At 71.1% G+C, this 22,822-nt stretch carries 28 protein-coding genes; all 28 read left to right on the top strand.

Annotation, left to right across the window (positions count from 1 at the left end):
• Window positions 1-385 precede the first annotated feature (385 nt).
• The 28 genes from A3G1_RS36530 to A3G1_RS0123960 all read left to right on the top strand — a co-directional run bounded on the left by A3G1_RS36530 (window position 386) and on the right by A3G1_RS0123960 (window position 22,812).
• The gene (locus A3G1_RS36530) at window positions 386-1,348 is read left to right on the top strand and encodes a hypothetical protein (RefSeq protein WP_018352010.1); all 963 of its coding nucleotides are present in this window, start codon (window positions 386-388) and stop codon (window positions 1,346-1,348) included.
• Between the two features lie 556 nt (window positions 1,349-1,904).
• Window positions 1,905-2,270: a pilin gene (locus tag A3G1_RS0123830; RefSeq protein ID WP_018352011.1), complete on the top strand. Its 366-nt coding sequence runs from the start codon at window positions 1,905-1,907 to the stop codon at window positions 2,268-2,270.
• A gap of 6 nt (window positions 2,271-2,276) precedes the next feature.
• Window positions 2,277-3,191 carry a conjugal transfer protein TrbL family protein gene (locus A3G1_RS0123835; protein ID WP_018352012.1) on the top strand — a complete coding sequence of 305 codons (915 nt, stop codon included), beginning with the start codon at window positions 2,277-2,279 and terminating at the stop codon, window positions 3,189-3,191.
• Window positions 3,188-4,132 (top strand): PrgI family protein, encoded by a 945-nt coding sequence (locus A3G1_RS0123840; protein ID WP_018352013.1) that lies wholly within the window; start codon window positions 3,188-3,190, stop codon window positions 4,130-4,132. Before A3G1_RS0123835 ends, A3G1_RS0123840 begins: the two co-directional genes overlap by 4 nt.
• A complete protein-coding gene (locus tag A3G1_RS0123845; protein ID WP_018352014.1) occupies window positions 4,129-4,338 on the top strand; it encodes a hypothetical protein in 210 nt (69 codons plus the stop codon). The genes A3G1_RS0123840 and A3G1_RS0123845 overlap by 4 nt, the downstream gene beginning before the upstream one ends.
• A complete protein-coding gene (locus A3G1_RS0123850; RefSeq protein ID WP_018352015.1) occupies window positions 4,338-6,134 on the top strand; it encodes a VirB4 family type IV secretion system protein in 1,797 nt (598 codons plus the stop codon). Before A3G1_RS0123845 ends, A3G1_RS0123850 begins: the two co-directional genes overlap by 1 nt.
• Entirely contained in the window at window positions 6,131-8,680 is a 2,550-nt protein-coding gene (locus A3G1_RS36535) for a type IV secretory system conjugative DNA transfer family protein (RefSeq protein WP_157641355.1), read from the top strand. The genes A3G1_RS0123850 and A3G1_RS36535 overlap by 4 nt, the downstream gene beginning before the upstream one ends.
• A 187-nt stretch (window positions 8,681-8,867) precedes the next feature.
• Entirely contained in the window at window positions 8,868-9,734 is an 867-nt protein-coding gene (locus A3G1_RS0123860) for a replication-relaxation family protein (RefSeq protein ID WP_018352017.1), read from the top strand.
• Between the two features lie 69 nt (window positions 9,735-9,803).
• On the top strand, window positions 9,804-10,676 hold the full coding sequence (locus A3G1_RS36540; RefSeq protein ID WP_018352018.1) for a replication-relaxation family protein: 873 nt from the start codon (window positions 9,804-9,806) through the stop codon (window positions 10,674-10,676).
• A 546-nt stretch (window positions 10,677-11,222) separates the two neighbouring features.
• Window positions 11,223-11,909 (top strand): hypothetical protein, encoded by a 687-nt coding sequence (locus tag A3G1_RS36545; protein ID WP_018352019.1) that lies wholly within the window; start codon window positions 11,223-11,225, stop codon window positions 11,907-11,909.
• Window positions 11,910-12,242: 333 nt separating this feature from the next.
• Complete coding sequence (locus A3G1_RS0123875) at window positions 12,243-12,491, top strand: hypothetical protein (RefSeq protein ID WP_018352020.1); 249 nt, start codon at window positions 12,243-12,245, stop codon at window positions 12,489-12,491.
• 145 nt (window positions 12,492-12,636) lie between these two features.
• Window positions 12,637-12,999, top strand: coding sequence for a hypothetical protein (locus tag A3G1_RS38975; RefSeq protein WP_018352021.1), 363 nt, complete (start codon window positions 12,637-12,639; stop codon window positions 12,997-12,999).
• Window positions 12,989-13,447 (top strand): hypothetical protein, encoded by a 459-nt coding sequence (locus tag A3G1_RS0123885; RefSeq protein WP_018352022.1) that lies wholly within the window; start codon window positions 12,989-12,991, stop codon window positions 13,445-13,447. Before A3G1_RS38975 ends, A3G1_RS0123885 begins: the two co-directional genes overlap by 11 nt.
• A complete protein-coding gene (locus A3G1_RS0123890) occupies window positions 13,440-13,709 on the top strand; it encodes a hypothetical protein (RefSeq protein ID WP_018352023.1) in 270 nt (89 codons plus the stop codon). Before A3G1_RS0123885 ends, A3G1_RS0123890 begins: the two co-directional genes overlap by 8 nt.
• On the top strand, window positions 13,706-13,921 hold the full coding sequence (locus A3G1_RS0123895; RefSeq protein ID WP_018352024.1) for a hypothetical protein: 216 nt from the start codon (window positions 13,706-13,708) through the stop codon (window positions 13,919-13,921). The genes A3G1_RS0123890 and A3G1_RS0123895 overlap by 4 nt, the downstream gene beginning before the upstream one ends.
• A 140-nt stretch (window positions 13,922-14,061) precedes the next feature.
• The gene (locus A3G1_RS0123900; RefSeq protein WP_018352025.1) at window positions 14,062-14,481 is read left to right on the top strand and encodes a hypothetical protein; all 420 of its coding nucleotides are present in this window, start codon (window positions 14,062-14,064) and stop codon (window positions 14,479-14,481) included.
• Window positions 14,478-14,912 carry a hypothetical protein gene (locus tag A3G1_RS0123905; RefSeq protein WP_018352026.1) on the top strand — a complete coding sequence of 145 codons (435 nt, stop codon included), beginning with the start codon at window positions 14,478-14,480 and terminating at the stop codon, window positions 14,910-14,912. Before A3G1_RS0123900 ends, A3G1_RS0123905 begins: the two co-directional genes overlap by 4 nt.
• On the top strand, window positions 14,909-15,358 hold the full coding sequence (locus A3G1_RS0123910; RefSeq protein ID WP_157641356.1) for a hypothetical protein: 450 nt from the start codon (window positions 14,909-14,911) through the stop codon (window positions 15,356-15,358). The genes A3G1_RS0123905 and A3G1_RS0123910 overlap by 4 nt, the downstream gene beginning before the upstream one ends.
• 72 nt (window positions 15,359-15,430) lie before the next feature.
• Window positions 15,431-15,820 (top strand): hypothetical protein, encoded by a 390-nt coding sequence (locus tag A3G1_RS0123915; RefSeq protein WP_018352028.1) that lies wholly within the window; start codon window positions 15,431-15,433, stop codon window positions 15,818-15,820.
• Window positions 15,817-16,626, top strand: a complete 810-nt coding sequence (locus A3G1_RS0123920) for a hypothetical protein (protein WP_018352029.1) — start codon at window positions 15,817-15,819, stop codon at window positions 16,624-16,626. The genes A3G1_RS0123915 and A3G1_RS0123920 overlap by 4 nt, the downstream gene beginning before the upstream one ends.
• Before the next feature lie 79 nt (window positions 16,627-16,705).
• On the top strand, window positions 16,706-17,410 hold the full coding sequence (locus A3G1_RS40800; protein WP_018352030.1) for a hypothetical protein: 705 nt from the start codon (window positions 16,706-16,708) through the stop codon (window positions 17,408-17,410).
• A gap of 95 nt (window positions 17,411-17,505) precedes the next feature.
• On the top strand, window positions 17,506-18,222 hold the full coding sequence (locus A3G1_RS36565; RefSeq protein ID WP_018352031.1) for a GGDEF domain-containing protein: 717 nt from the start codon (window positions 17,506-17,508) through the stop codon (window positions 18,220-18,222).
• A gap of 63 nt (window positions 18,223-18,285) precedes the next feature.
• Entirely contained in the window at window positions 18,286-18,816 is a 531-nt protein-coding gene (locus A3G1_RS0123935; protein WP_018352032.1) for a hypothetical protein, read from the top strand.
• 233 nt (window positions 18,817-19,049) lie between these two features.
• On the top strand, window positions 19,050-19,493 hold the full coding sequence (locus A3G1_RS0123940; protein WP_157641357.1) for a hypothetical protein: 444 nt from the start codon (window positions 19,050-19,052) through the stop codon (window positions 19,491-19,493).
• A 73-nt stretch (window positions 19,494-19,566) separates the two neighbouring features.
• Complete coding sequence (locus A3G1_RS0123945; RefSeq protein ID WP_026212455.1) at window positions 19,567-19,929, top strand: hypothetical protein; 363 nt, start codon at window positions 19,567-19,569, stop codon at window positions 19,927-19,929.
• A 113-nt stretch (window positions 19,930-20,042) separates the two neighbouring features.
• Window positions 20,043-20,873 carry a hypothetical protein gene (locus tag A3G1_RS0123950; RefSeq protein WP_018352035.1) on the top strand — a complete coding sequence of 277 codons (831 nt, stop codon included), beginning with the start codon at window positions 20,043-20,045 and terminating at the stop codon, window positions 20,871-20,873.
• Window positions 20,873-21,568, top strand: coding sequence for a hypothetical protein (locus A3G1_RS0123955; protein WP_018352036.1), 696 nt, complete (start codon window positions 20,873-20,875; stop codon window positions 21,566-21,568). Before A3G1_RS0123950 ends, A3G1_RS0123955 begins: the two co-directional genes overlap by 1 nt.
• Before the next feature lie 152 nt (window positions 21,569-21,720).
• Window positions 21,721-22,812, top strand: coding sequence for a M23 family metallopeptidase (locus A3G1_RS0123960; RefSeq protein WP_018352037.1), 1,092 nt, complete (start codon window positions 21,721-21,723; stop codon window positions 22,810-22,812).
• Window positions 22,813-22,822 lie beyond the last annotated feature (10 nt).

A 22,822-nucleotide genomic window follows, 5' to 3' on the forward strand; every position in this document is an offset into this window, starting at 1 on the left:
TCACAGCGGCAGGCCCCGCTCTCACAGGCTCCGCCTCGCCACCACTGACGCCGTTCAGGCGGAATGTCTGAAAAGTTTCGGGCTGTGAGAGCGCTGAGAGAGCCCGTGAGAGTCACGCTGCGGCTCTCACAGCGACCCGCCCGACCTCAGGGGTAGGTCTCACAGTGTGGTGCTCTGGGGCGCTGCTAGCTCTAACAGTGCAGGTCAACGACATGTTGATCACCAATCGCGCCGAGGTGGCCGGCAGCCTTCCGATCGGGGCCGGGAGAGCGGAAAAGGGCCTGTGACCTGCACTGTTAGAGCACTGAGAGAGCTGTCTGGCTTCCTGGTACCCGAACGGCGCCGGCCACAAGGCGCGCCGCACCCACACTTCTCGGAGTACCTCGTGACCAGCACCGTCATCGCCCAGACCGTCACCGCGACCGGCACCAAGGCCGTCAGCGACTCGCACCTGCGCACCGCCCAGCGCGTCTTCGGGCACCTGACCTGCGACCCGCAGCCCGTCCTCGTCCTCGACTGCGACGCCCTCACGACACTGCGGCGCCTGCCCGCCGGCACCCTGCCGCGCGGCGTGCGGTCCCTCGCCGAGCTGCGCGACTGGATGATCGAGCACCCCCGCGCGTACCTGGCCCGCGACGTCATCTGGCGCGAGGTCGTCGTCCGCGCCCGCGCCGGAGAGCAGGGCTGGACCACCGGCGCGGTCGGCCTGGCGATGCCCGCGCTCGTGCGCAGCGCCCGCCACTACGCCACCGGCTACACCGGCGACGCCGCCGACATCGCCAACGAAGTCCTCCTCGGCTTCCTCGAAGCGCTCAAGGACCCGGCCATCGACGTCGAGAAGCCGGCGCTGATCGTGAAGATGTACTGGTCGTCCTGGCGCGCCGGCCGCGCCGCGCGGCTCGGGCTGCGCAACCAGCGCGACCACGAGACGGCCATCGGCGACGACGAGGAGCCCACGCCGAAGGGCGGCGGCAAGCCGAAGTCCTCGGCACCGCGCGACCCGTGGCAGCACACCGACCTGCTCGTGCACCGCGCCGCGACCCTCGGCTACCTCGACCACACCGATGTCGACGCGTGGATCGACACCCGGCTCGGCGGGCACGCGGTCGCGGTCGTGGCCGCCGAGCGGCGCGAGCCGGCCGACGCGCTGCGCATGCGGCTGCGCCGCGCCGACGCCGCCATCGCCGTCGCGATCGACAACGGCCTGCTCGCCAGCGACCTGTCCGTCACCGTCGCACAGCGTGCCGGCGACGCAAACCAGCGTCCTTCCCGTGCGGTCACCGTGACCGAGCTGGCGACCCGCCGCCGCACCGCAGCACCCACACCGGCGCTGGCGCTCGCCGCCTGACACCCGACCACCTTGGCCCCGGCCGGCGCGAACAGCGCCGGCCGGGGCCTTTCGCTGTTCCCTGCTCCGGCACGACCGCGCGGCGGTCCCCGGCAGGAGCAGCGTGTTAGTACCGCGGCACTAACACGGGCTCTCACTACGAGCCGGGCGACTGTGAGAGCCAACCGGTGACAGGCCGAGACCTCTCACAGGCTGGGCGTCTGCTGTGAGAGCGGCGGTAGTTCACGCGGCGGTGAGAGGCTGAGAGAGCCTGTGAGAGCTGACCTTGTTCGCCAGCTCTCACAGACGGCGTATGTCAAGGGTGTGGGCAACGAACGCCGGACCACGGCGCGTTGACCCGCCCGCCGCGCCTCAAGGGGCGGGCCGCTCTCGTCGAGCACCCGGGTGTCACAGCCGCACGCGATGCGCTGACACCCCATCACCCACCACCCGAAACCAAGGGAGGACCGGCTTCGCGCCCGGGTCCCCTCGACGACGCTGCCCGTCCCGGCGCGGCGGTCCCTGACCGCACACGCCAAGCCCCGCACTCTCTCGCGGGGCGTGAAGGACACCTCTCATGCACAACCCCTCCCCACTCCGCCGCGCCCTCACCCGGGCCACGATCCTCACGGCCACCGCCACGGCGGTGGCCGTCGCCGTTCCCGCCGCAGCCTTCGCCGACACCGGTGGCGACGTCGTGTACCTGGCGGCCAAGGACCTGCCGGGCGTCATCTCCAGCATCCAGACCTGGGTCCTGGGGATCCTCGGCGCCATCGTGACGCTGTTCATCGTCTACGGCGGCGTCCTGTGGGCCACCGCCGGCGGCGACCCCAGCCAGGTCGAGCGCGCCAAGGGCGCGTTCCGCAACGCCCTGGTCGGGTTCGCGATCGCGATCCTCGCCCCTGTGTTCTTGCAGGTGGTCAAGGGCTTCGTGGGCGGCTGATCAATCGTGGACTGGCTTCTGAACGGCATCCTCGACTGGCTCACCAAGATGGTGCTCGGCACCTTCGACGCGCTCATCGGGCTGATCACCGGAAGCCTTCTGGTCAGCCCCGACGTCACCACCCTGCCGCAGGTGATCGGCCTGTCGACCCGCTCCGTGTGGGTCGTCGACTCCATCTTCGTCCTCGCGTTCGTCGCCGCCGGAGCACTGACCATGTTCTCCGGCGGCTCCGAACGCTCCCGCTACCACATCAAAGACCTCGCACCCCGGCTCGTGGTCGGGTTCATCGGCGCGCACTTCTCGCAGGTGCTCATCAGTAAGGGCATCGAGGTCGCCAACGCGATCACCGAGGCGCTCGCGTCGCAGCCGATGAACTCCGCCGCGGCGAAGGCGATGCGCTCGCACATCGTCGCCGCAAGCAAGGACCCGACGACGGCGCTGCTGGCGATCGTCATCGCCTGCATCATCGTCATGCTCCTGGCCGCGACGACCTTCCAGATGATCATGCGGTTCGCGGCACTCCTGGTCATGGCGATCATCGCGCCGCTGGCGATGGCCTGCCACGCCCTGCCCGCCACCGAAGGGTTGGCGAGGTTGTGGTGGCGGCAGTTCGCCGGCTGCCTGGCGACCCCCGTGCTGCAGGCGCTGTGCCTGACGACCGGGCAGTGGATGCTCACCGACCCGTCCAACATGTTGGCGGCCTACGCGCTGCCGGGCGGCGACGTGCTCCAGCTGTTCGTCGTGATGGTCGTGCTGTGGATGACCGTCAAGGTCCCCGGCCTGGTCGCGAAGTTCGCCGGCCAGCCCGCGGGCGGCGGGAAGTCCAACCCGATCGTCGCGCTCGTGAAGTTCGCGACGGTGCAGCAGGTCACCAAGCTGGTGCCCGGCTCCTCCAAGATCCTGAAAGCGGTACGCCCGTGAACACCGACGACACCCCGGTGCGGGCGAAGATCCCCGCCGACATCGACGCACCCGACAAGATCCTCTACGGGCTCACCTTCCGGCAGATGGCGATCCTCGCCGCCGCCGCAACGATCGTCTACCTCGGCTGGCAGGCACTGCACACCGTCGTGCCCATGCCGGTGCTGCTCGCAGCCGCAGTGCTGATCGGCGGTGTCACCTTCGGGCTGGCCGTCGGCCGCCGCGACGGATTGCCGTTGGACGTGTGGCTCCTCAGCGCCGTCCGCCAGTCACGGGCGCCCCGCTCGCTGGCGGCCGGTGTCGCTGATGCAGGCCCCGTACCGGAGTGGGTCGACGCGGGCGCTGCCCGCGTCGCGCTGCCAGCGCCGCTGCGGCTGCCGGCCGACGCGATTGGCGACGACGGGCAGATCCAGCTCGGCGCATCCTCGAGGGCGATCGTCGCGGCCACGAGCCTCAACCTCGGGCTGCGCTCGAACGCCGAGCAAGCAGCGGCCGTCGACGCGTTCGGCCGCTGGCTGAACTCCCTCAACGCTGCCGTGCAGATCACGGTCTCCGCACAGCCGGTCGACCTGGCCAGCCACGCCGACGCTCTCGCAGAGCACGCCGCGGAACTGCCGCACCCAGCCCTGGCCGCGGCGTGCGCCGACCACGCGGAGTATCTCGCCGAGCTGGCCGCGCGCCGCGACCCGCTGCGACGGCAGGTGCTCATCACGTGCGATGCCGGATCCGACGGCGGCGAGCACGCCGCACGCCGCCGCGCCGAAGACGCCGCCCGTGCCCTGGCCGCGCTCGGCGTGACCACCCGGGTCCTCGACGGCGCCAGCGCCACCGCCGCCCTCGCCTCGGCCGCCGACCCCTACCGGCCGCCCCGCAACGGCGGCCTCGCCGCACCCGGCCAGACCATCACCGCTCCTACTGACCCCTCCAGGACCACGTCATGAACCGCACCACCCGCACTCCTCGCACCAACTCCCGCCGCGACCTGGCCGCGCTGATGGCCTCGCGCCCCGGCGGCCGGCACCCCGCCAGCCTCGACGAGGCACTGCCTGGCGAGACCCGCAACGGCCGCACCACCCGCACCGCCCCGCCGCGCAGCTCGGGCGTGCGGCTCGGGCAGGTTTTCCGCCTCACGATCGGCCGCGCGTGATGGCGGTCCTGGACCGCCTGCGCCCCGCCCGCCCGGCGGCAGGCGCAGGCGGCGGCGACCTGGCGGCGGCAGTCGCGCCCGCGTCCGTGGAGGTCGGGCCCCGGTGGCTGCGGCTCGGCGACGGCTACGCCGCCACCCTCATCGTCACCGGCTACCCCGCTATGGTCGGACCGGCATGGCTGGAGCCGCTGCTCGCTTGGCCTGGCCGCCTCGACCTGACCGTGCACATCGACCCGGTGCCGGTGCCGGTCGCCGCCCAGCGGCTCAAGACCCAGCGCGCCAAACTCGAATCCAGCCGCCGAGCCGACCACGACCGCGGCAAGCTGGCCGATCCGTACGTCGAGGCCGCTGCGGATGATGCCGGTGACCTCGCCGACCGGCTCGCCCGCGGCGAAGCGAAGCTGTTCAAGGTCGGCCTGTACGTCACCGTGCACGCCCGCTCAGAACCGGAACTCCTCGCCGCGTGCACGCAGGTCAAAGCCGCCGCCGCCTCAAGCTTGCTGGAGATGCAGCCGGCGACGTGGCGGCAGATGCAGGGCTGGACCACCACCCTGCCGCTCGGCGCCGACAGCCTCGGCATGACCCGCACCCTCGACACCGCCGCCCTCGCCGCCAGCTTCCCGCTCGCAGGTCCGGACCTTCCGGCTCCGCTGCCGGGCGAGCCGACGCAGACCGGGGGCGTGCTCTACGGCATCAACCCCGACTCGCCGGGCGTGATCTGGTGGGACCGCTGGGCTTGCGAGAACCACAACTCCGTGGTCCTCGCCCGCTCGGGCGCGGGCAAGAGCTACTTCGTGAAGACGGAGATCCTGCGCTCCCTGTACTCCGGGGTGCAGGTCTCGGTCATCGACCCCGAAGACGAGTACCTGCGCCTCGCTTCGGCCGTCGGCGGTTCGGTGGTGCGGCTCGGCAGCCCCGGAGTGAAGATCAACCCCTTCGACCTGCCGGCCGAAGACAAACGCCCGGACGTGCTCACCCGGCGGGGGCTGTTCCTGCACACGTTCATCAGCGTGCTGCTCGGCGGTCAGCCCCCGCCGGCCGAACGCGCCGCACTCGACCGGGCGATCCTCGCCGCCTACCGCGACGCAGGCATCACCCCGGACCCCGCCACCCACCACCGCCAGGCCCCGCTGCTGGCCGACCTCGCCCAGGCGCTGACCGCTGACAGCGATCCGGCCGCCGCCGACCTCGCCGCCCGGCTCGCACCGTGGGTCGCCGGCAGCTTCAAGGACCTGTTCGACGGCCCCACCACGCACCGGCCCGACGGGCACCTCGTCGTCTGGTCGCTGCGGCACCTCCCAGATGAGATCCGCGGCGTCGGCACGCTCCTGGCCCTCGACCACATCTGGCGCACCGTCGACCAGCCCGCCACCCCAGGACGGGCACAGCCTCGCCGGCTCGTCGTCGTCGACGAGGCGTGGCTGCTGATGCGCGAGGAAGCCGGCGCGATGTTCCTGTACCGGATGGCTAAAGCCAGCCGGAAACGCCGCGCGGGGCTGTGCGTCATTACCCAGGACGCGCCCGACTTCCTCAGCTCCCCGCTCGGGCAGGCCGTCGTCGCCAACGCCGCCACCCAGATCCTGATGCGCCAGTCACCGCAGGCCATCGACGCCGTCGCCGAAGCCTTCGGCCTCACCAGCGGCGAGAAACTCAAGCTCCTGTCCGCCGCCCGCGGCCAGGGACTACTCCTGTCCGGCTCGCACCGCACCCGGTTCGAGTCGGTCGCCTCCCCGTCCGAGCACCTGCTGTGCACCACCAACCCCGCCGACCTCATCGACGAAGAAGACCTCCTATGACACCCCTCTCCCCGCCCCTTCAGGGGCCGCCCTCACCGGCCCCGTCACCCGCGCCCCCGGCACCCGAGCCGGGGGCGCGGCTGTATCAGCACCTGACCGACGCCGCGACCTGGGTGATCGACCGGCCCTGGCTCGCCGCGGTGGCTGTCGCCGCCCTGTTCGCGGTCGTGGCCGCCCGCAACATCGTCGCCACCCGGCGGCATCTGCATCATGCTGCCGGAGCCAAGGTGGTGACCATCGCGCCCCCGCCGGACGTCGATCCCGCCGGAGCCCGTTCACTGTGGGCTCACCTCGCAGGCGTTCTCACCCCGTCACGCTGGAAGCGCCTGGTGTACGGCGCGCCGCACGTGGTGTGGCAGTACGCCTGGAGCGGCCGGCAGCTGACCATCTCGGTCTGGGTACCCGGTACCGTTCCGCCCGGCACGGTGGAGCAGGCGGTGCGGGCCGCGTGGCCGAGTGCGGCGTGCACGACCTCCGACGCCGACATGCCGCTGCCCGCTGACCGCCCGGCCGCCGGGGGGCATCTGCTCCCGACAGCGGCCGAATGGCTGCCGCTGGCATCTGACCACGATGTCGACCCGCTGCGCGCGGTGTTCGCCGCCGGCTCTGTGCTGCACGACAGCGAACACGCCGTCGTGCAGATCCTTGCCCGCCCCGCCCGGCCCCGCCGGATCCGCCGCGCCCGCCAGGCCGCCGGCCGGCTACGGGTCGGCAAAACCGCCGTCCCGCACCTCAACCCGGCAGCACCCCTGATCTTCCTGATCGACCTGTTCGCCTCACCGAAGGGCTCCAGTACTCCGGCCGCGGCGAAAGCGCGACCGGATCCGCTGGTGCAACGAGACGTGAAGATGATCATCGACAAGGTCAGTGCGGTGCCGCTGTGGGAGGCGGCCGTGCGCTACGCGGTGGCCGCCGATCCGCGGCTGGAACCGAAGAAGGCACGGCCCCGCCTGCGGGGGCTCGGTGACGGGCTCGCGTCTGCGTTCGCCGTCTACACCGGCCGTAACAGCCTGGGCCGCCGCTCCCGCATGCACGCTCCTGCGGCGACCCTGGCCGCGCGGCGGCTCGGTGCCGGATTCCTGGCCAGCACGCCAGAACTCGCGGGCCTCGCCGGCCTTCCGCAGGACCTCGCCGTCGCGGGTCTCAACCGGGCTAGGGCCAAGTCCGCTCCGGCGCCCACGGCGATCGCCTCGGGCGGGCGTGGTGATCTCAAGGAGCTGGGCCGTACCGAGATCGGCAACCGCAAGGTGGGCATGGCAGCAGCCGATGCCCGTTACCACGTGCACATGGTCGGCACGACCGGCTCGGGCAAGTCCACCCTCCTGGCCAACATGATCCTCGCCGACATCGCCGCCGGCCGGGGCACGGTCGTCATCGACCCGCACGGCGACCTCGCCCTCGATGTCCTCGACCGTATCCCCGACAGTGCCAAGGACCGGGTGGTGCTGTTCGATCCGCTGCAGGATGACAGTAAGAAGGGACTCAACCCGCCGACGCTCAACCCTCTCGAGCTGGGCGACGGGGCTGATGCGGATCTGATCGTCGACAACCTGGTGTCCATCTGCGGCAGCATCTTCTCCCGCGCCTGGGGGCCGCGGATGGATGACATCATGCGGGTGGCGTGCCTGACCTTGCTGCGCAAACCGGATGTGTCCTTGCAGCTGATCCCGCCGCTGCTGAACAACAAGCAGCTGCGGGCGGAGATGACCGCCGACATCCACGACTCCGCCGGCCTCGGCGGGTTCTGGACCTGGTACGACGAGATGCCGATCGCGTTGCGGTCGCAGATGATCGGCCCGGTCCTGGCGCGCCTGAGGGCGTTCTTGCTGCGTGATTTCGTCCGCAAGACGATGAGCTTCCCGAAGTCGTCGTTCAAGATGGGTGACATCCTCGACGGCGGGGTGCTCATCGTCCGCATCCCCAAGGGCGTCCTCGGCGAGGACACCTCCCGCCTGCTCGGGTCGCTGATCCTGGCCCAGGTGTGGCAGGCCGCCACCGCGCGAGCGGCCATCCCCGCCGATCAGCGCAAGGACTGTTCGGTATATCTCGACGAAGCCCAGAATTTCTTGACCCTGGCCACCGGCATCGGCGACATGCTCGCCGAAGCCCGCAAGTACCGGCTCAGCATGGTTCTCGCTCACCAGGATTTGGCACAGTTCCCGAAAGACCTCCTGGCGGCGGTGTCAGCCAACGCGAGGAACAAGATCTACTTCACTGTGGCGCCGGAGGACGCTAAGGTCCTCGGTGCCCATGTGGAGCCTGAGCTCGACGAGCACGATCTCGCACACCTCGACGCCTACACCGCCGCCGCGCGCCTCGTCGTGAACGGCCGTCAGGAACCGGCGTTCACGCTGAAGACCAACCCGCCGAAAGACATCGCCGGGCACAGCGAGGCGATCCGCAAGGCGGCCAGCGTCAAGGTGCCGCAGCAAAACATCGGCCGCTGGCAGCAACGCGCCGCTGAGCTTGCCTCCGCCAGCGCTGAGGAACAGGCCGACAAGAAGCGCTACAACGGGCCGCGCAAGCCCGTCACCGGCGACCTGTGAGACCCGACGTCCAGGGCTTCGTCGCCCCTTCGTTCAGTACCACGTCGCGGTGACGCCCACCGGCTGGCCGATCAGGCCAGCCGGTGGGCGTTCACGCAGCACGTGGCCCCAATCCGTCATCTGACTCCCATCCACCTCAGCCAGACACCCTCCAAGGGAGGGTCCCTTCCGCCTGGAGATCTTCCGCATGCCTCGTAAAACTTCCCCGTCCGACGGCTTCTACGACAACACCCGCCACGTCACTCCCCGCGACAAGGAACTGCTGAAACTGCTCGCCGAACACCTCGTGCTGTCCACCAGCCAGATCGCGTCGCTGTTCTACCCCAGCCGCCGCCGCGCCCAGGCCCGCCTGAGGGTTCTGCACCAGGCGACCGTGCTGTCCCGGCACACCTGGGCCACCGACGTAGGCGGGGTGACCGACTACCTGTACTCCCTCGGGCCGCTGGGAGTGCGGATCATGCCAGAGGCTGCCACCGACCTCGACAGCGTGCGCCGTCCCCTGCCGCGCAACCACCGTGACCGCATGGGCCGGCTGGTGGGCAGCAACAAGCTTGACCACACGCTCGGCGTCAACCAGTTCTTCGTCGACCTCACGGTCGCAGCCCGCCGCGCACCCGGCCGTCAACTCCACCGCTGGTGGTCTGAACGGCACGCGACGGCCGCCTACGACCGCTTCGGCATCCACCCCGACGGACACGGCGTCTGGCAAGAAGCCGGCCGCACCGTCGGCTTCTTCCTCGAGCATGACAACGGCACCGAGAACCACGCCCGGGTGCTCAGCAAGTTCCACGCCTACACCGAACTCGCCGCCAACGGCGGCCCCATCTACCCCGTCCTGCTGTGGGTGCCCAGCGCCAGCCGCCGCGACAACCTCCTTGAGCGGATCGGCACCATCGACATCCCCGTCGCCGCCGCTGTGCAAGGCCCGGACCCTTCAGCACGCATCTGGCATCTCGCCGGCTACGGCGGCCCCTACCACCTGCACGAACTTCCCAGCGACCACGGACCCGACAGCCCAGTCAACCCAGGCCGGTTCCGCGACACCACCGCCTGACCTCACCCATCCCCATACCCGGGCGGGCTCCCATCGCGGAGCCCGCCCGGTCCTGTTCTGGAGCACCTCATGCCCGCACTCGCCACGTCCGCCTCCGCCCGCCTCCTGGCCGCCCTGCCCCGGCTCACACCCCGCGATCACCGGCTGTTGGACCTGCTCGCCGATCACACCGTCTTATCCACCAGCCAGATCGCGGCGATCACGTTCGGCAGCATGTCCGCGGCCCGCACCCGCCTCACGACACTCCACCGCCTCGGCATGCTCTCCCGGCACGCCCGGGGCCTGGCCAGCGGAGGCCGATCCGAGTACCTGTACTCCCTCGGCCCCGCAGGCGCACTGCTGCGACCACACGCCTCCACCGGCCTCGACGGCCGGCACGAGCGCGTTCCCGCCCGCCACACCGACCGTGTGGCTCTGATCGCGGCCAGCCCGCACCTTGGCGACGCACTGGCCCGCAGCCAGTTCTTCGCCGATCTCACCGCCTCAGCCCGCACCAGCCCGGACACTCGATTGACTCGCTGGTGGTCGCACCGCCGCACCGCGGAAGTATTCGGGCGTTTCGGTATCCGCGATGCCTCCTACGGGGTCTGGCAGCGCGGAGCCCGCACCACTGGCTTCTTCCTCTACCTCGACCCGGGGCGACAGCCCATATCCAAGGTCCTGTCCCCCTTGGCCGGGCATCGGTGGCTGGCCGAGGTTGGACCCCGCCACCCCGTCCTGATCCAGACCACCACCGCCGCCAGGGCCAAAACGCTCCTCGACGTGATCGGCCGCTACCGCTGGGCCGGAGTGGAGGTCGCCGTGATCGTGGCCGGGGAGCACCCCGCCGAGCGGGTCTGGCGACTGGCGTCGGAACGCAGCGGCCCCTACGCCCTGCACGAGTTGCCCAGCCACCCCCAGGACGGAGCCGAGGACCTCACGATTCCGTACCCGGATCGCTAGTCGATCTCTCACAGTGCAGGTCAGCGCCCTGGTGCCCGCCGCGTTCCGCGCGAGCCAGGGCCGGCCGGCACACCTGCTCTCACAGCGCGGCCCCGCGCTGTGAGAGCAGGAATTTTCGAAGCCCCTCTCTCACAGCACACCCCGCCCAACGTGCCCGCCTGCTCTAACAGCGCAGGTCAGAGGCTGTTTTCAGAGCTGATTGCGCTCCGTTGGCGTCGCGCGGCGCTGTGAGAGGCATCCCCTAACGTCGGGGGACCTTGATTTCCACCTTGCACCACCCGCACCACCCCGCCGGTCCGCTCGACGGACTCCTCGCACAGCTGGCACGCCAGCCCACCCGCTCACGCCGGTCGGCCCACTGCTACGCGAGGCGCCCCGAGCCGCTCCCGCGGTCGCACCACCTGCACCACCTCACGAACCCATGTACCCGGTGGGTTCCTCTCGCGGCCTGCCCGCATCGCACCATCCCCTTCCCCGCACAGCCGCGCGCAGCCCGGCTGCCTTCCGCCTTATCCACAGGCATATCCACAAGGAGCCCGACCAGTCATGACCGACGCCCCCGCCACCCGGGCCGCGATCACCACCGCGATCGTCGTCGTCCCCGACAACGTGCCGTCTACGGCACTGGCCTCGGCCGACACGCTCGCCAGCCATCTCGGCATCACCGGCACACCCCAGACGATGTTCTGGACGAAGACCGTTCTGCCCTGGCAACGCCGCCACCTGCTCGAGCCGCGCACGCGCGGCAAGCAGACCCTGGCCGCCGGAGCCCCGGTCAAGTTCCTCGACCTCGCCGGGCAACGCCACGCCGCCGCCATGACCGCCGGCATCCGCCACCACCAGTGGACGGAAGTCGTCAAGGGCACCCGCCCCGCCACGCCGTGGCACGTCTGGCTCGGCAAGCACACCGCCGACCCCGACAAGCACCCGCTCGACTGGGCGGTCGCCCAGTACCGGGCACAGCCCCGGATCCTGGCCATGGCCACCCACAACGCCGGCTTCGGCCAGCAGTTCCCGACCGCGGACCTGGAAGCCCTCCAGACCGGCGGCCACGCCTACGCCACCTACTGCGCCCTGCGCGCTGTGTGCGGCGAAGCACTGATCCAGCCCGACGGCACCCGCCTCACCCCGGCCGGGCCGTCGATGGCAGACCACATCGCCTACCTCGGCCAAGCCCACGCCCAACTGGAGGCACTCGACCACAACCAGCGCATCCTCGCCCTGACCGGCTAGGCATCACGCACCGACGGGCCCGATCCATTGGCTGGTCAGCGACCCGCCAACACCCACCTACCCATCAACCGCTACCACCCTGACCACCACGATTTTGCGTACACACGGGTTCCACCACTGGCTGGCCTGGCGCACCAGGCCAGCCGGATCCCGGCCTCGAACGTCGAGGACCTGCGACCCGGCGGTACGCCGGGCGCCCCTGGCAGGGGCACCCTTCCCGCACGGCCCGCACAAGGGCCGCCCTTTCCCTCTTCCGGCCGCGAAACGACCGCCTCAAAAGGTTTCCGGCGCTGAACGGGGCGCCGTCACCCGACATGAAGGACCAGCCGATCCATGAACCACACCTCACCAGGCGCCGAATGGCGGCCCGGAGACCAGCTCGTCCTCCAGCACGGCAACGGCCTCGGCCGCGCCGACACCAGCGAGGTCGCGACGGTGCGCCGAGCCTGCCCGCTCACCGGGCAGCTCCACGTCGAACTCGCCACCGGGGCGAGCAGCGTGCTGCTACCCGGACTCATCGACCAGGTGCACCGGGTCACGCCGGCCTGGACCTACGACGACACCGGCCTGGTGCTGCGCTGAGCCGCTGTGTTCCCTGCGGCCACGTCGCCTTGTCTCGCCGGCCCCGCTACACACGCCCCTGACGCATCGCCCATCTCAGATCAACCCTCTCAACCCGCGGCCCCGGCCTGCGGGGCTTTTTCTTTTCCAGAAAGGGAATCCGACCGTGAACACACTCATCGACCGGCACTTCGGCACCACAGAACAGGGTTATCGGCTCACTCGCGTCGACCGGATCGGCGGGCACACCATCCGCGTCCGCGTCCACCGCGACAACCGGGCCTCGCAGTCACACGCCATCGCCGAGGTCCTCACCCCGCAGCTGACCTGGACGGACCTGTGCTCGGACCTGCCGTCGGGATGGTTCGACGCCAGCCCCCACTACACCGCACCCGCCGACACCGCCCTGGACACCATCGCCGCCGGCCTGCTCCGCCGGGCCGCTGCGATCCTCGGCGTTACGGCACCGGCGGCCAACCCGGCCGCCGGCCGCGTCCTCGGACGGCAGGCGGCCGGCCGTGGAGCGTGACGTGCGCCGGGCCTACAGCGTGTCGATGACACTCACCGGCTCGCTCAACCCGCAGGAGACGACCAAGGCGCTGCGCATTGCGCTGGCGGCACTCGCCCGACACGACGTGGAGACGCTCACCGCCGGCTGCACATTCGACACCGCCGAGTCGTGCGACCTCACCATCGAGGTCGTCTGCTCGCTGACGCTCGCCGGCCCGCTCAACCCGCAGAAGACCGCCAAGGCGCTGCGCATCGCTCTGGCGGCACTCGCCCGACACGACGTCACGACGCTCGACGTCGAATGCACATTCGACACCGCGGAGTCGTGCGACCACACCATCGAGGTCGTCTGCGACACCGCCGGATGCCTGCGCCCACCAGGCCACTCCGGCACCTGCGGCCCGGTCCCGCACCAGCCGGGCCCGGCCGCGCCGGCCGACCCCGCTGCCGGAGGCGGCCATGCGTGACCACGAACGCGTGCGAGCCGTGCACGACGCCCGCACCGCGCTCGTCGTCGCCGTGCTCGCCGCGCTGGCGATCGAGCACGGCGACGACCGGCTCGACACCTGGGCCGACGACGTCGAGAAGAGCCAGGCGGCGGTGTACCTCGCCGCCGCCGAACTCACCTACGCCATCCAGGACGCGCCGACCATGCAGCCGCAGGGATGGCGCATCAGCGACGCGCACCGCCGTCTTCTGGCCGAGCGGTATCTGCGGAGCCGGCGGTGATCGGCCGTCGCCGTCTCCTGGCCGCCGCGGTCCTGGCCGCGTTCGGCCCCGTGACGACGCTGGGGATGAAGACCCTGACGAGCTGCTGCACGGCACCGCACGACCAGCCGCACACGTTCGAATGCCCGGTCGCGCTCGCGCGGACTTGCGACGACTGCCAGGCAGAGCCGGGCCACGAGTGCAGCTACTCCTGCTCCTCCTACTGGATCTAGGGACCTCGCGCGCAACCGGCGACAGCCCGGCAACGCGGCTGAACAGCCCGCCGGCGGCCATCGCCGCGCCGTATCGACCACACGCCCGCAGCCACCTGGCTCGCGGGCTCTTCCATGCGACTCCTGAAAGGACACCACTCGTGGCACGAAAGCCCAAGCCGACCCTCGACACCCTGATCCAGCGGATCAACTGGGAAGCGGGCACTCTCTTCGGCGACACCTACGGATACGACCCGAACCTGACCCGCGCGGCACTGACCATCCTCAACACCACCGCCATGCACCTGCACGGAGCACTCCGGCACGCCAGCCCCGTCGTCGCGCCCAGCCTCGACGACGTCCGCACCCTGCTCACCTTCCAGTTCGCCGGGCTGCGGGAACTGCGCGCCGCCCACCACGGTCTCGCGCGGGGGCTGCGCGATCATCCCGCGTTCGCTGACGTGCCCGTCGAGGTCACCGACCAGATCGAAGCCGCCCTGGAGCAGGTCACCGCCGGCTTCGGCACGGCGCTTGCCGGCCTCGGCAACGCCGACGCCTTACTCGCCACGGTCACGTCGTGACCCGGCCCGTCACCCTGCCGGGCGAGGAGGCGGTGTTCACCGGCGCGTGGCTGGCCGGACCTGACCGGCGGTTCCGGATCGGCTTCACCGGCAGGCTCGTCGAGCCCTACCTGCTGGGCGCGGTGTTCGACGTCCAGCAGGCCGTCGCATCGGCGATGTGCGCCGAGCAGGAGCACCTGCGAAACCTGCGCAGGCAGGGCCTGCTCGACCACCAGGCACTCATGGCCGCAGCCGGGCACTCCTGGTCCGACCCGCAGGCCGCACGCCTGGTCTGGCACGGCCGGAACCTGCTGTACGCCACCGGCTGCGACCTGACCGACAGTCACGTGCTGCAGCACCTGGAGACCACCTCCGGCGGCCTCTACCGCATTGACCTGCCGTGGGCGTGGATCACCGCCGACCCGGCCGACTGCGCCCAGATCATCGCGTGACCCGCGCGATCCCGCCCGCCGGCGCCCGGCGGCGGGCAGACCTGCATATCGGAAGGAACCGCATGTCCATCACCCCACCTGAGCATGGCGTCGTCAGGCTGGTCGAGCCACTTGACCCGGTCATCGGTGTCGGCGGCAGCCGTGGCCGGCTGCGCATGGCGCTGCAGCTTGCCGGATTCACCGAGCGCCTCAATGAGTACCGGGAACCGTACTCCGCCCGCGGCGGGGTGTGGATCCGGCTGTCCGTCGAGGAAGACGACCTCGACGTGTTCCTCCACCCGCTGCAGCCCCACACCGGCCAGCCGTCGCCGATCTGCCGCTGGCGGGCGAGTTTCGGCCCCGGCTGCCCGGACGAGCTGATTATCGCCGCCGTCAACTTCGCCGCCAGCGAAGACCAGCGCCTGCTCGCCGAAGCCGAAGCACAGCAGAACCACCGCACCGCCTAGCACCGCACCAGTTCACCGCGACGGGCCCGTCCCCTCGCGGGCGGGCCCGTCCCCCATCCTGGGAGACAACCCGTGACCTTGCACCACACCCTGCTGGCCCGGCTGTGCCGCGACGCCGGCTTCGACATCGACCTGGACATGCGGGCGCTGGCGACCGCCTGCGGCATCGCGGAGATGACCGCGTTCCTGGACGCCGCTTACGCCCTCGCGTGCGCGCAGCTGCGCGCCGCATGGGCCAGCGACGCCGTGGACTGCCTTCACCACATCATCCGCGACATCGAACTCGGCGAACTCGACGTCGAAGGCGGTCACCTCGGCGCGTCCGTCGCCGCCCGCCAGACCGCCCATGAGCTCATCAAACGGCGAACAGCGGAGTTCCACGCCGCCTGCCTCAACCTGCAGCGCGACGGCGAAAAAGGCTTCCTCGTCCTGGCCGAGCCGACCCCGGCGGCCAGCCGATGACCACGCCCGAATACGCCGTGCACCCCGGCAACATCTCCCGCCTGATCGCCCGGGCGGTCGCTGAAGCCCAGCCGGCAGGCCAGATCCGCCGCTTCGTCAACGACAGCACCGACCTGGCCAGCTCCGCCGGCCCGGGCACATCGGGCGTCGGCGGACGGGTTATCACGGCACTCGGCTGGATCCTCAGCCTCGCCGTCGACGACCCAGCAGACCGCGCCCTGGTTCAGGCACTCAGCAGCGTGGGGCCGTTCCCGAAGTGGGAACGGCTCGACGGGCTGCGCCTGGCAGACGGGCGCGAGCTGCTCGCACCGGACCCGGCCGTCTACGCCCGCCTGCAAGCCGCCTGCCTCACCCCGATCGGAGAGATCACCGCCCCTCGCCGGCGGCGGCCACCGCGCGGGCAGCAGGTCTTCGCCGGTGAATGGCTCCAAAGCTCCACCGGCCGCTACGCCGTCGGTTTCACCGGCAGCCTGGTCGAGCAGCACGGCTACGGCGCGGTCTTCGACGCCGACCGCCGTGTCACCCACGCCATCTGCGCCGCCCAGGATGCCCTGCGCGCCGCAGACCGCCGGACCCATGCCGCAGACGGCCTGACCGGACACGAACTCGACAAGGCAGTCGACATCGGCTACCGGCGGCTGTGGGTCGACGGCGATGAGCTGCTGATCGCCCAGCCCGCCGAGCTGTTCGGCGAAGACAGCGTCCGCCGCATCCGCGCCCTGTCGCCTGGCGGCGCCTTCTGCATCGAACTCGGATGGCCCTGGTTCCCGGTGCGCGCCAGGGACTGCGACCAGGTCATCACCTGACTCCGCGAAGCCGGAACGACTTGAGATTCCGGCGAAGCGAAGCGTCACTCAACCCCACCCCAACAGGAGGCACCACAGCATGAGCACCAGCACGCCCATCGCCCGGCTCCTCGTCAGCCTCGACGAGAGGGGCCCGATCGACGCCAAGACCCTCTCCGAGGTCGCCGACGTCCCTTACTCCACCACCGTCCGCAAGCTCCGCGAGTGGGTCGCCGACGGCAAGGTGACCAAGCACGATCGCGGGACCCAGGCCGCGCACTTCACGCTCAACGCCATCACCGAGCCCGGCGCGGTGGAGAAGCTAAGCACCGACCAGCGCGAGGACGAACAGCCCAGCAACACGAACGAGGACGCCCTCGCCGCCGCGCAACCCGACGACGCGAACGTCGTTTGCCCGGAGCCGGAGCCGGAGCCGGAGCCGGAGCCGGAGCCGGAGCCGGAGCCGGAGCCGGAGCCGGAGCCGGCACTCGCACCCGCACCCGCACCCGCACCCGCCGAGGATGCCGCGTCCGCAGAGGCGGAGGCGGTGACCGACAAGTCCGACCGCTTGCGCCACGGGGTACTGCAGAAGGCGACCTTGGAGGTGCTGCGGGCCAGCCCCGACACAGTGTTCGGGGTGACGGACGCGGCGCGGAGGGTGTCGAAACTGCTGATCGAACGCGGACAGCGGCCGGCGGGCTGGAAGGCCAGCACCGGCGCGGTCGGCAACAACCTGCACGCGTTCACCGAGACCGGCGAGGTCGTGCTCGTCGAGCCGAAGCCCGCCAAGTTCAAAGCCGCCTGACTGCGGCACATCCCCTCATGTCATAGCCAGGAGCGGGCGCGTCGTGTTCTTCATGCCCGCGTGCCCGCTCCGGCTTCTTCCGATGGAGCCATCCCATGTCTCAACTTCTGACTGCCCTGGGTGGCGGCGCTCTCGGCGCTGCCACCGCACTCGCCCTGACCATCCCCGACATGTGGCGCCAGCGCCGCAGGCTTCGCGCCGCGCACAAGGAAGCCACCCATGACCCGCTCACCGGCGTCGCCAACCGCCTCGGTCTCGCCGAGGCGTTCGAGGAGGCGCAATCCGACGGCACCCCCTCGGTCGTGGTCCTCGACATCGACCGCTTCGGGACGATCAACAAGGTCCTCGGGCACGAGGCCGGCGACAAGCTCCTCGCCCAGGTCGCAGTACGGCTTGCGGCCCTGGGCCTGCCGGTTGTGAGCGTCGCGCGTCTCGGTGGGGACGAGTTCGTCCTGCTCGTCGACGCCCACATTAAGCAGCTTCCCGGCGGCGACCCCCTCGCGGGGCCGGTGTGGATCCGCACCAATGACGCCGACGGTGTCGCGGTCACGGCCGCACGCGACGCCTGGCGGGCGATCGCCGAATGGCCGTTCGCGCTCGACGACGGCCGCGAGGTGCCGATCACCGCGTCGTTCGGCGTCGCGGTCGCCCGCCCCGGCGACACCCTGCGCCAGCTCCTGCGCCGCGCCGATCTGGCGATGCTCGCCGCGAAGAACACCGGCGCGAGCGTGCGGCTGGCCCCGCCCACCGCCGAACCGGTCCTGGAGCGGCCCGCCGTCCGCGACCGCGACGCCCGCCACCAGCAGTCCTGACTACCGGGACGCGGCATCCCGTCGCGATCCGGCCCGCATCACCAGTTCTGTGAAGGAGTATCTGTGCACGAGATGACGACCGAGGCGATCGGCAACATGCTGACCGGCCTGCACCGCCAAGCGATCGGCTTCGGCCTCAAGCAGCCCCCCTCCCTGCACGTCATGTTCCAGTGGAACCTGCCGAAGACGCCCGGAGGCGGCTGGCGCAAGGAGGTCCGGGTACGCGATGTCGGCGGCCTCGGCGAGCGGTGGGCGACGCACCCGCAGCGCGTCGCCGGCGTGCTCACCGACGTGCGGGAGGAGTTGCGGGCCGCCGGCCCGCCGCCCGGACTGCCGAGGGACGCCCGTGTGATCGCGTGGGCGTTGCTGTCCACCGACATCGCCGTCAACACCGAGCACGGCGGCGAGCACGTGGCGGTGCACTGCGCCGACGCCGTCGACGTCGACGGCAAGGTGTACAAGATCCGCACCGCCGACCGGGCCCTGCGGCACGGGGAACTCGACATCACCACACACCCCGAACCCGGCCTCGACCACTTCGTCGGGCACGAACAGCTCTCCGCCCTGTTCGATCTGGGCCGCCGCTGGAGGTAGCGCCCGACCCACCCACACAACTCGCCGGGCGGGGCCAGCCTCGTCGGCCTCGCCCGGTCCCAGCACCTCGACGACCAAGCCCCGTCCCGCAGGCAGGGGTGGCCTACCTGGGCACTCACGCCCTTCCTCGACCGGCGACGACCGGTGATGACCCTGGAGACAGACCACCGCAGCACCCCGCAGGGCCGGCATCCGCCGGCCCTGCTTTCGTTTGCCTACCAGGAGAAACACTCGTGTCTGCTGCCATGTACTTCGCCCAGTACAACGACATCGTCACCCTCAAGCCGGCCTACGACACGCGCCGGCAGTTCACCGGCGTGCTGTTCCGCGTCGAGGCGCTGACCAAGGGCAAGCTGCCCGTCATCGTCGCCGCCGCCGACGGCCGAACCCTCAAGGTCCACGACGACATGCTCGAGCCCTACACCGCGCCCGACCGCGACGAGCAGGCCGCGCGGTTCCCCGACAACGGGCTGCTGCCGGCCGGCACGATCCTGCGGTTCGAGCAGGGCACCGGCACCTCGGGCCCTGAGGTGCTGTGGTGCGTCCTGGACCGCGCCGCCTCCGGCATGTACTCCATCGCCCCGCTCGGCGGCGGCGGTCTCGGACGGCGCGGCTACCTGCGCCACCAGCTCACCCCCATCAGCCTCGCTGCCGCAGCGGCACACCTCGCCGCCTGACTAGATGACCACCCACCGCGCGGCAGGCCGGGCACACGCCCGGCCTGCCGGCGTTTCCACGAGAGAGATCACCATGACGAACACCCACGCCTCCGATGACGAGGAGACCTGCGTCCACGACCAGCAGCACACCCGCCTGCGGGCCACGATCCGCGCGCAGCTGGCCCACGCCGTGGCCACAGAGGCCCTCGACATCGACGTCGCCGACGAGATGCTCGGCCACCTCGACATGGCGCCCCTCAACCGGATCTGCACCGTCCGCCTGGACCTGCCGATCACGATGGAGATCAGCAGCACCGACGCGCAAGAGGCCCGACACGAGGCACTCCTGGCGGTGGGCGGCGCCCTCAACGACGTGGAGGGCCTCGACGTGCGCTGGGACCGTGTAGGCGAAGGCGACGCCACCGCCGGGCCTGTCGACACCGACAACCCCTGACCGCACAAGCCCCCTCGACTTGATCTTCGGGTCGAAGTCGAGCTTGCATCCCAGCCGCCACACCACACCGCGCCCACCCGGCGCGGCCTTTGCCATGCCCTCAGCCAGGGCGAATGTTCAAGGAGGACCACACAGTCGTGTACCAGTATCCGTGCCCCACCTGCCGGGCACCCGTCACCCTCGGGGCACCCGCGCCGGACCGGCTCGTCGTGCGCCTGCCGCGCGCGGCGCTGCCAGCCGATCCCGCCAGCATCACGCTCGCGACGGTGATCAACGCCGTCATCGACCACACCCGCGGCCTCGACGTCCCGCACGCCGTCAGCCTCGCCGACGCCTGCTACACCCCCGGCCCGGCGGCCTTCGTTCTGCCGCCCGACAGCGCCGTCCTCGACGCGGGGTTCGCCGCAGCCGACCGGGTCGACGTCGAACGGTTCACCGCGGTCGTCGCCGGTACCGAGCCCGCGCTGCCGCTGATCGCCTACCTGGCGGCAGGTCGCCGCCACGGCTACCACACCGGCACAGCGGAGATCAGCGAGGCGGTGGCCCGCTACGCCGGCCAGCCGCGCATCCGCGCGCTCGTGGCCGACGGCTGCCCCCATCACGATGCCGAACCGGCGTTCCCGCTCGCCGGTGTCGACCTCGACGCCCTGCAAGCGGGCCCCGAGCACTGGCGGGCGTTCCAGATCGGCTACGGCCGTTTCGGGGACATCACCGTCACCGGCACGCGGCAGGTCTCACGGCCTGTCCTGCCGGGCGACCGGTCCGGCTGGCTGCTGGCGGCCTACCACCGGCACTTCGACGACGCCCGCTGGCTCCTCGACGGCGATCTCGAGCCGACGATCGCGCTGGCGTTCACCGCAGCGCCCAGCGCACCCACCCGCTTCACCTGGCCCGCACCCAGCAGGGCCGCCACTCCTGCAACCCCACACCGATCGGAGCAGTGATGTCTGACCACGAGACGACCAGCGATGGCGGCGACGCCTTCATCGACATGCTGGTGCGCTGGCCGGTGCCGGTACTGCGCGTCGTGCTGCGCACCGCCGCCATCAAGTGGGGCCTGCCGGTCACGCCCGTCATCCAGCACGGTGAGCGAGTCTGGCAGCTCGACCCCACCGACAGCCGCGTCGGCTGGATCGAACCCGCCAGCTGGCACCTGCATCCCATGCCGTCCGTACGGCTCCGCGAGGACGGGCCCCTGATCCCGGTGTGGCCCGCATCGGAGCTGGCGGCTGCGTGTGAGCTGATGTGCGACAGCACCATCGACCCGCCGCCACCAGCCCCGGAACCCGTCGGCGGCTCGCACCTGATCGCCGCAGGCTCAGCACTACGCGACCAGCACGTCCTGCTCGCCCAGCACGACCTGGAGCAAGCCACCACCTCCGAGGCCGCCAGCCTCCTGTCCGTGCTCACCGTCTGCCTGCACCACCAGCAGCGGATCGTCGAACGCCTGCGCGTCGCACTGGCCACTGCTGACGCGGCCCGCCATACCATCAACCAGCGGCAGATGCCGTTGGCTGCGGCCCTGCGGCACGCAGCCGCCCAGCTCGGCCCCGCGCAGAAGGCGTACGCCGAACTGCAGGACCTGCTCGCCGAAGCCCACAGACCCGTTATCGGAGTCTGCCGCAGCACACCCCGCTAACCCTCCTCTCGCGACGAAGCGCCCCGACGGCCCTGCGGCCCTCGGGGTGCTTCGTCGTGTTCGCCCCTGACTACCGGAGTTCTCATGCGCACCCTGCCGCCCGCCCCCATCCCGTCCGCGCGCCTCGCGTGCCCGAGTGAGCGGCGGTCGTCATGACCGGCAAGGCGCTGGCGTTCATCGCCGCCGGCGTGCTGCTGGTGATCGTGGTGTGCTCCGGTCTAGCCGGTGCGCTCATGGGCGGTGCGGGCGGCGGCGCCCTGTGCGCGCCCGTCCCGGTGAGCCCGAGCGGCAGCCCGTCGCCGTCGGCCAGCCCCGCGGGGGCGACGCCGACGCTCGCGCCGACGGGTGGGGTGTGGCCGGCGTTCGGCCCGTGGAGCAGCGAGCAGGTGACCAACGCCGCGACCATCGTCTCCGTCGGCGTGCGCATGCAGGTCCCGACCCGCGGCTGGGTAATCGCCCTGGCGACGAGCATGCAGGAGTCGAGGCTGCGCAATCTCGGCCACCTCGGGCCCGCCAACGACCACGACAGCCTGGGCTTGTTCCAGCAGAGGCCGTCGACGGGCTGGGGCACCCCGGCGCAGATCATGGACCCGGCCTATGCCAGCGGCAAGTTCTACGACAAGCTCCTCAAGGTCGAAGGCTGGCAGAGCCTGCCGCTGACGGTCGCCGCCCAGAAGGTACAGATCTCGGCGTTTCCCGAGGCATACGCACAGCACGAGGCTGCGGCGGCTGAGCTGGTCACGGCCCTGACCGGCCTGTCCGGCGCGCTCGGCGCGTGCGGCGGCGCGGTCGGCCCGCAGGGCTGGATCGCACCCGTCGGCGACCCGGTCACCTCCGGATTCCACACGGCCGAGCGGCCCAGCCACGACGGTGTGGACCTCGGCTCGCCGAAGAACACGCCGATCAGGGCCGCAGCCGAAGGGATGGTCGTGGTTGCCGAGTGCAACGCCCATCTCGGCGGGCGGCCCTACAGCTGCGATGTCGACGGCTCACCGGCGGTCTCGGGGTGCGGGTACTACGTCGACATCGACCACGGCGCGGGCATCCGCACCCGCTATTGCCACATGCTCACCCGTCCAGCCGTCGCCGTCGGCCAGAAGGTGACCGCCGGGCAGGTCATCGGCGTCACCGGCACCAGCGGCAACTCCTCCGGCCCGCACCTGCACTACGAGGTCCGTGTCTCCGGCCAGCCGGTCGAGCCCATCGCCTGGCATGCGGCCCACGGAGCGCCACTCCGGCCCTGACGGCGCCATA

The organism is Longispora albida DSM 44784, from assembly GCF_000379825.1.
Lineage (GTDB): Bacteria > Actinomycetota > Actinomycetes > Mycobacteriales > Micromonosporaceae > Longispora > Longispora albida.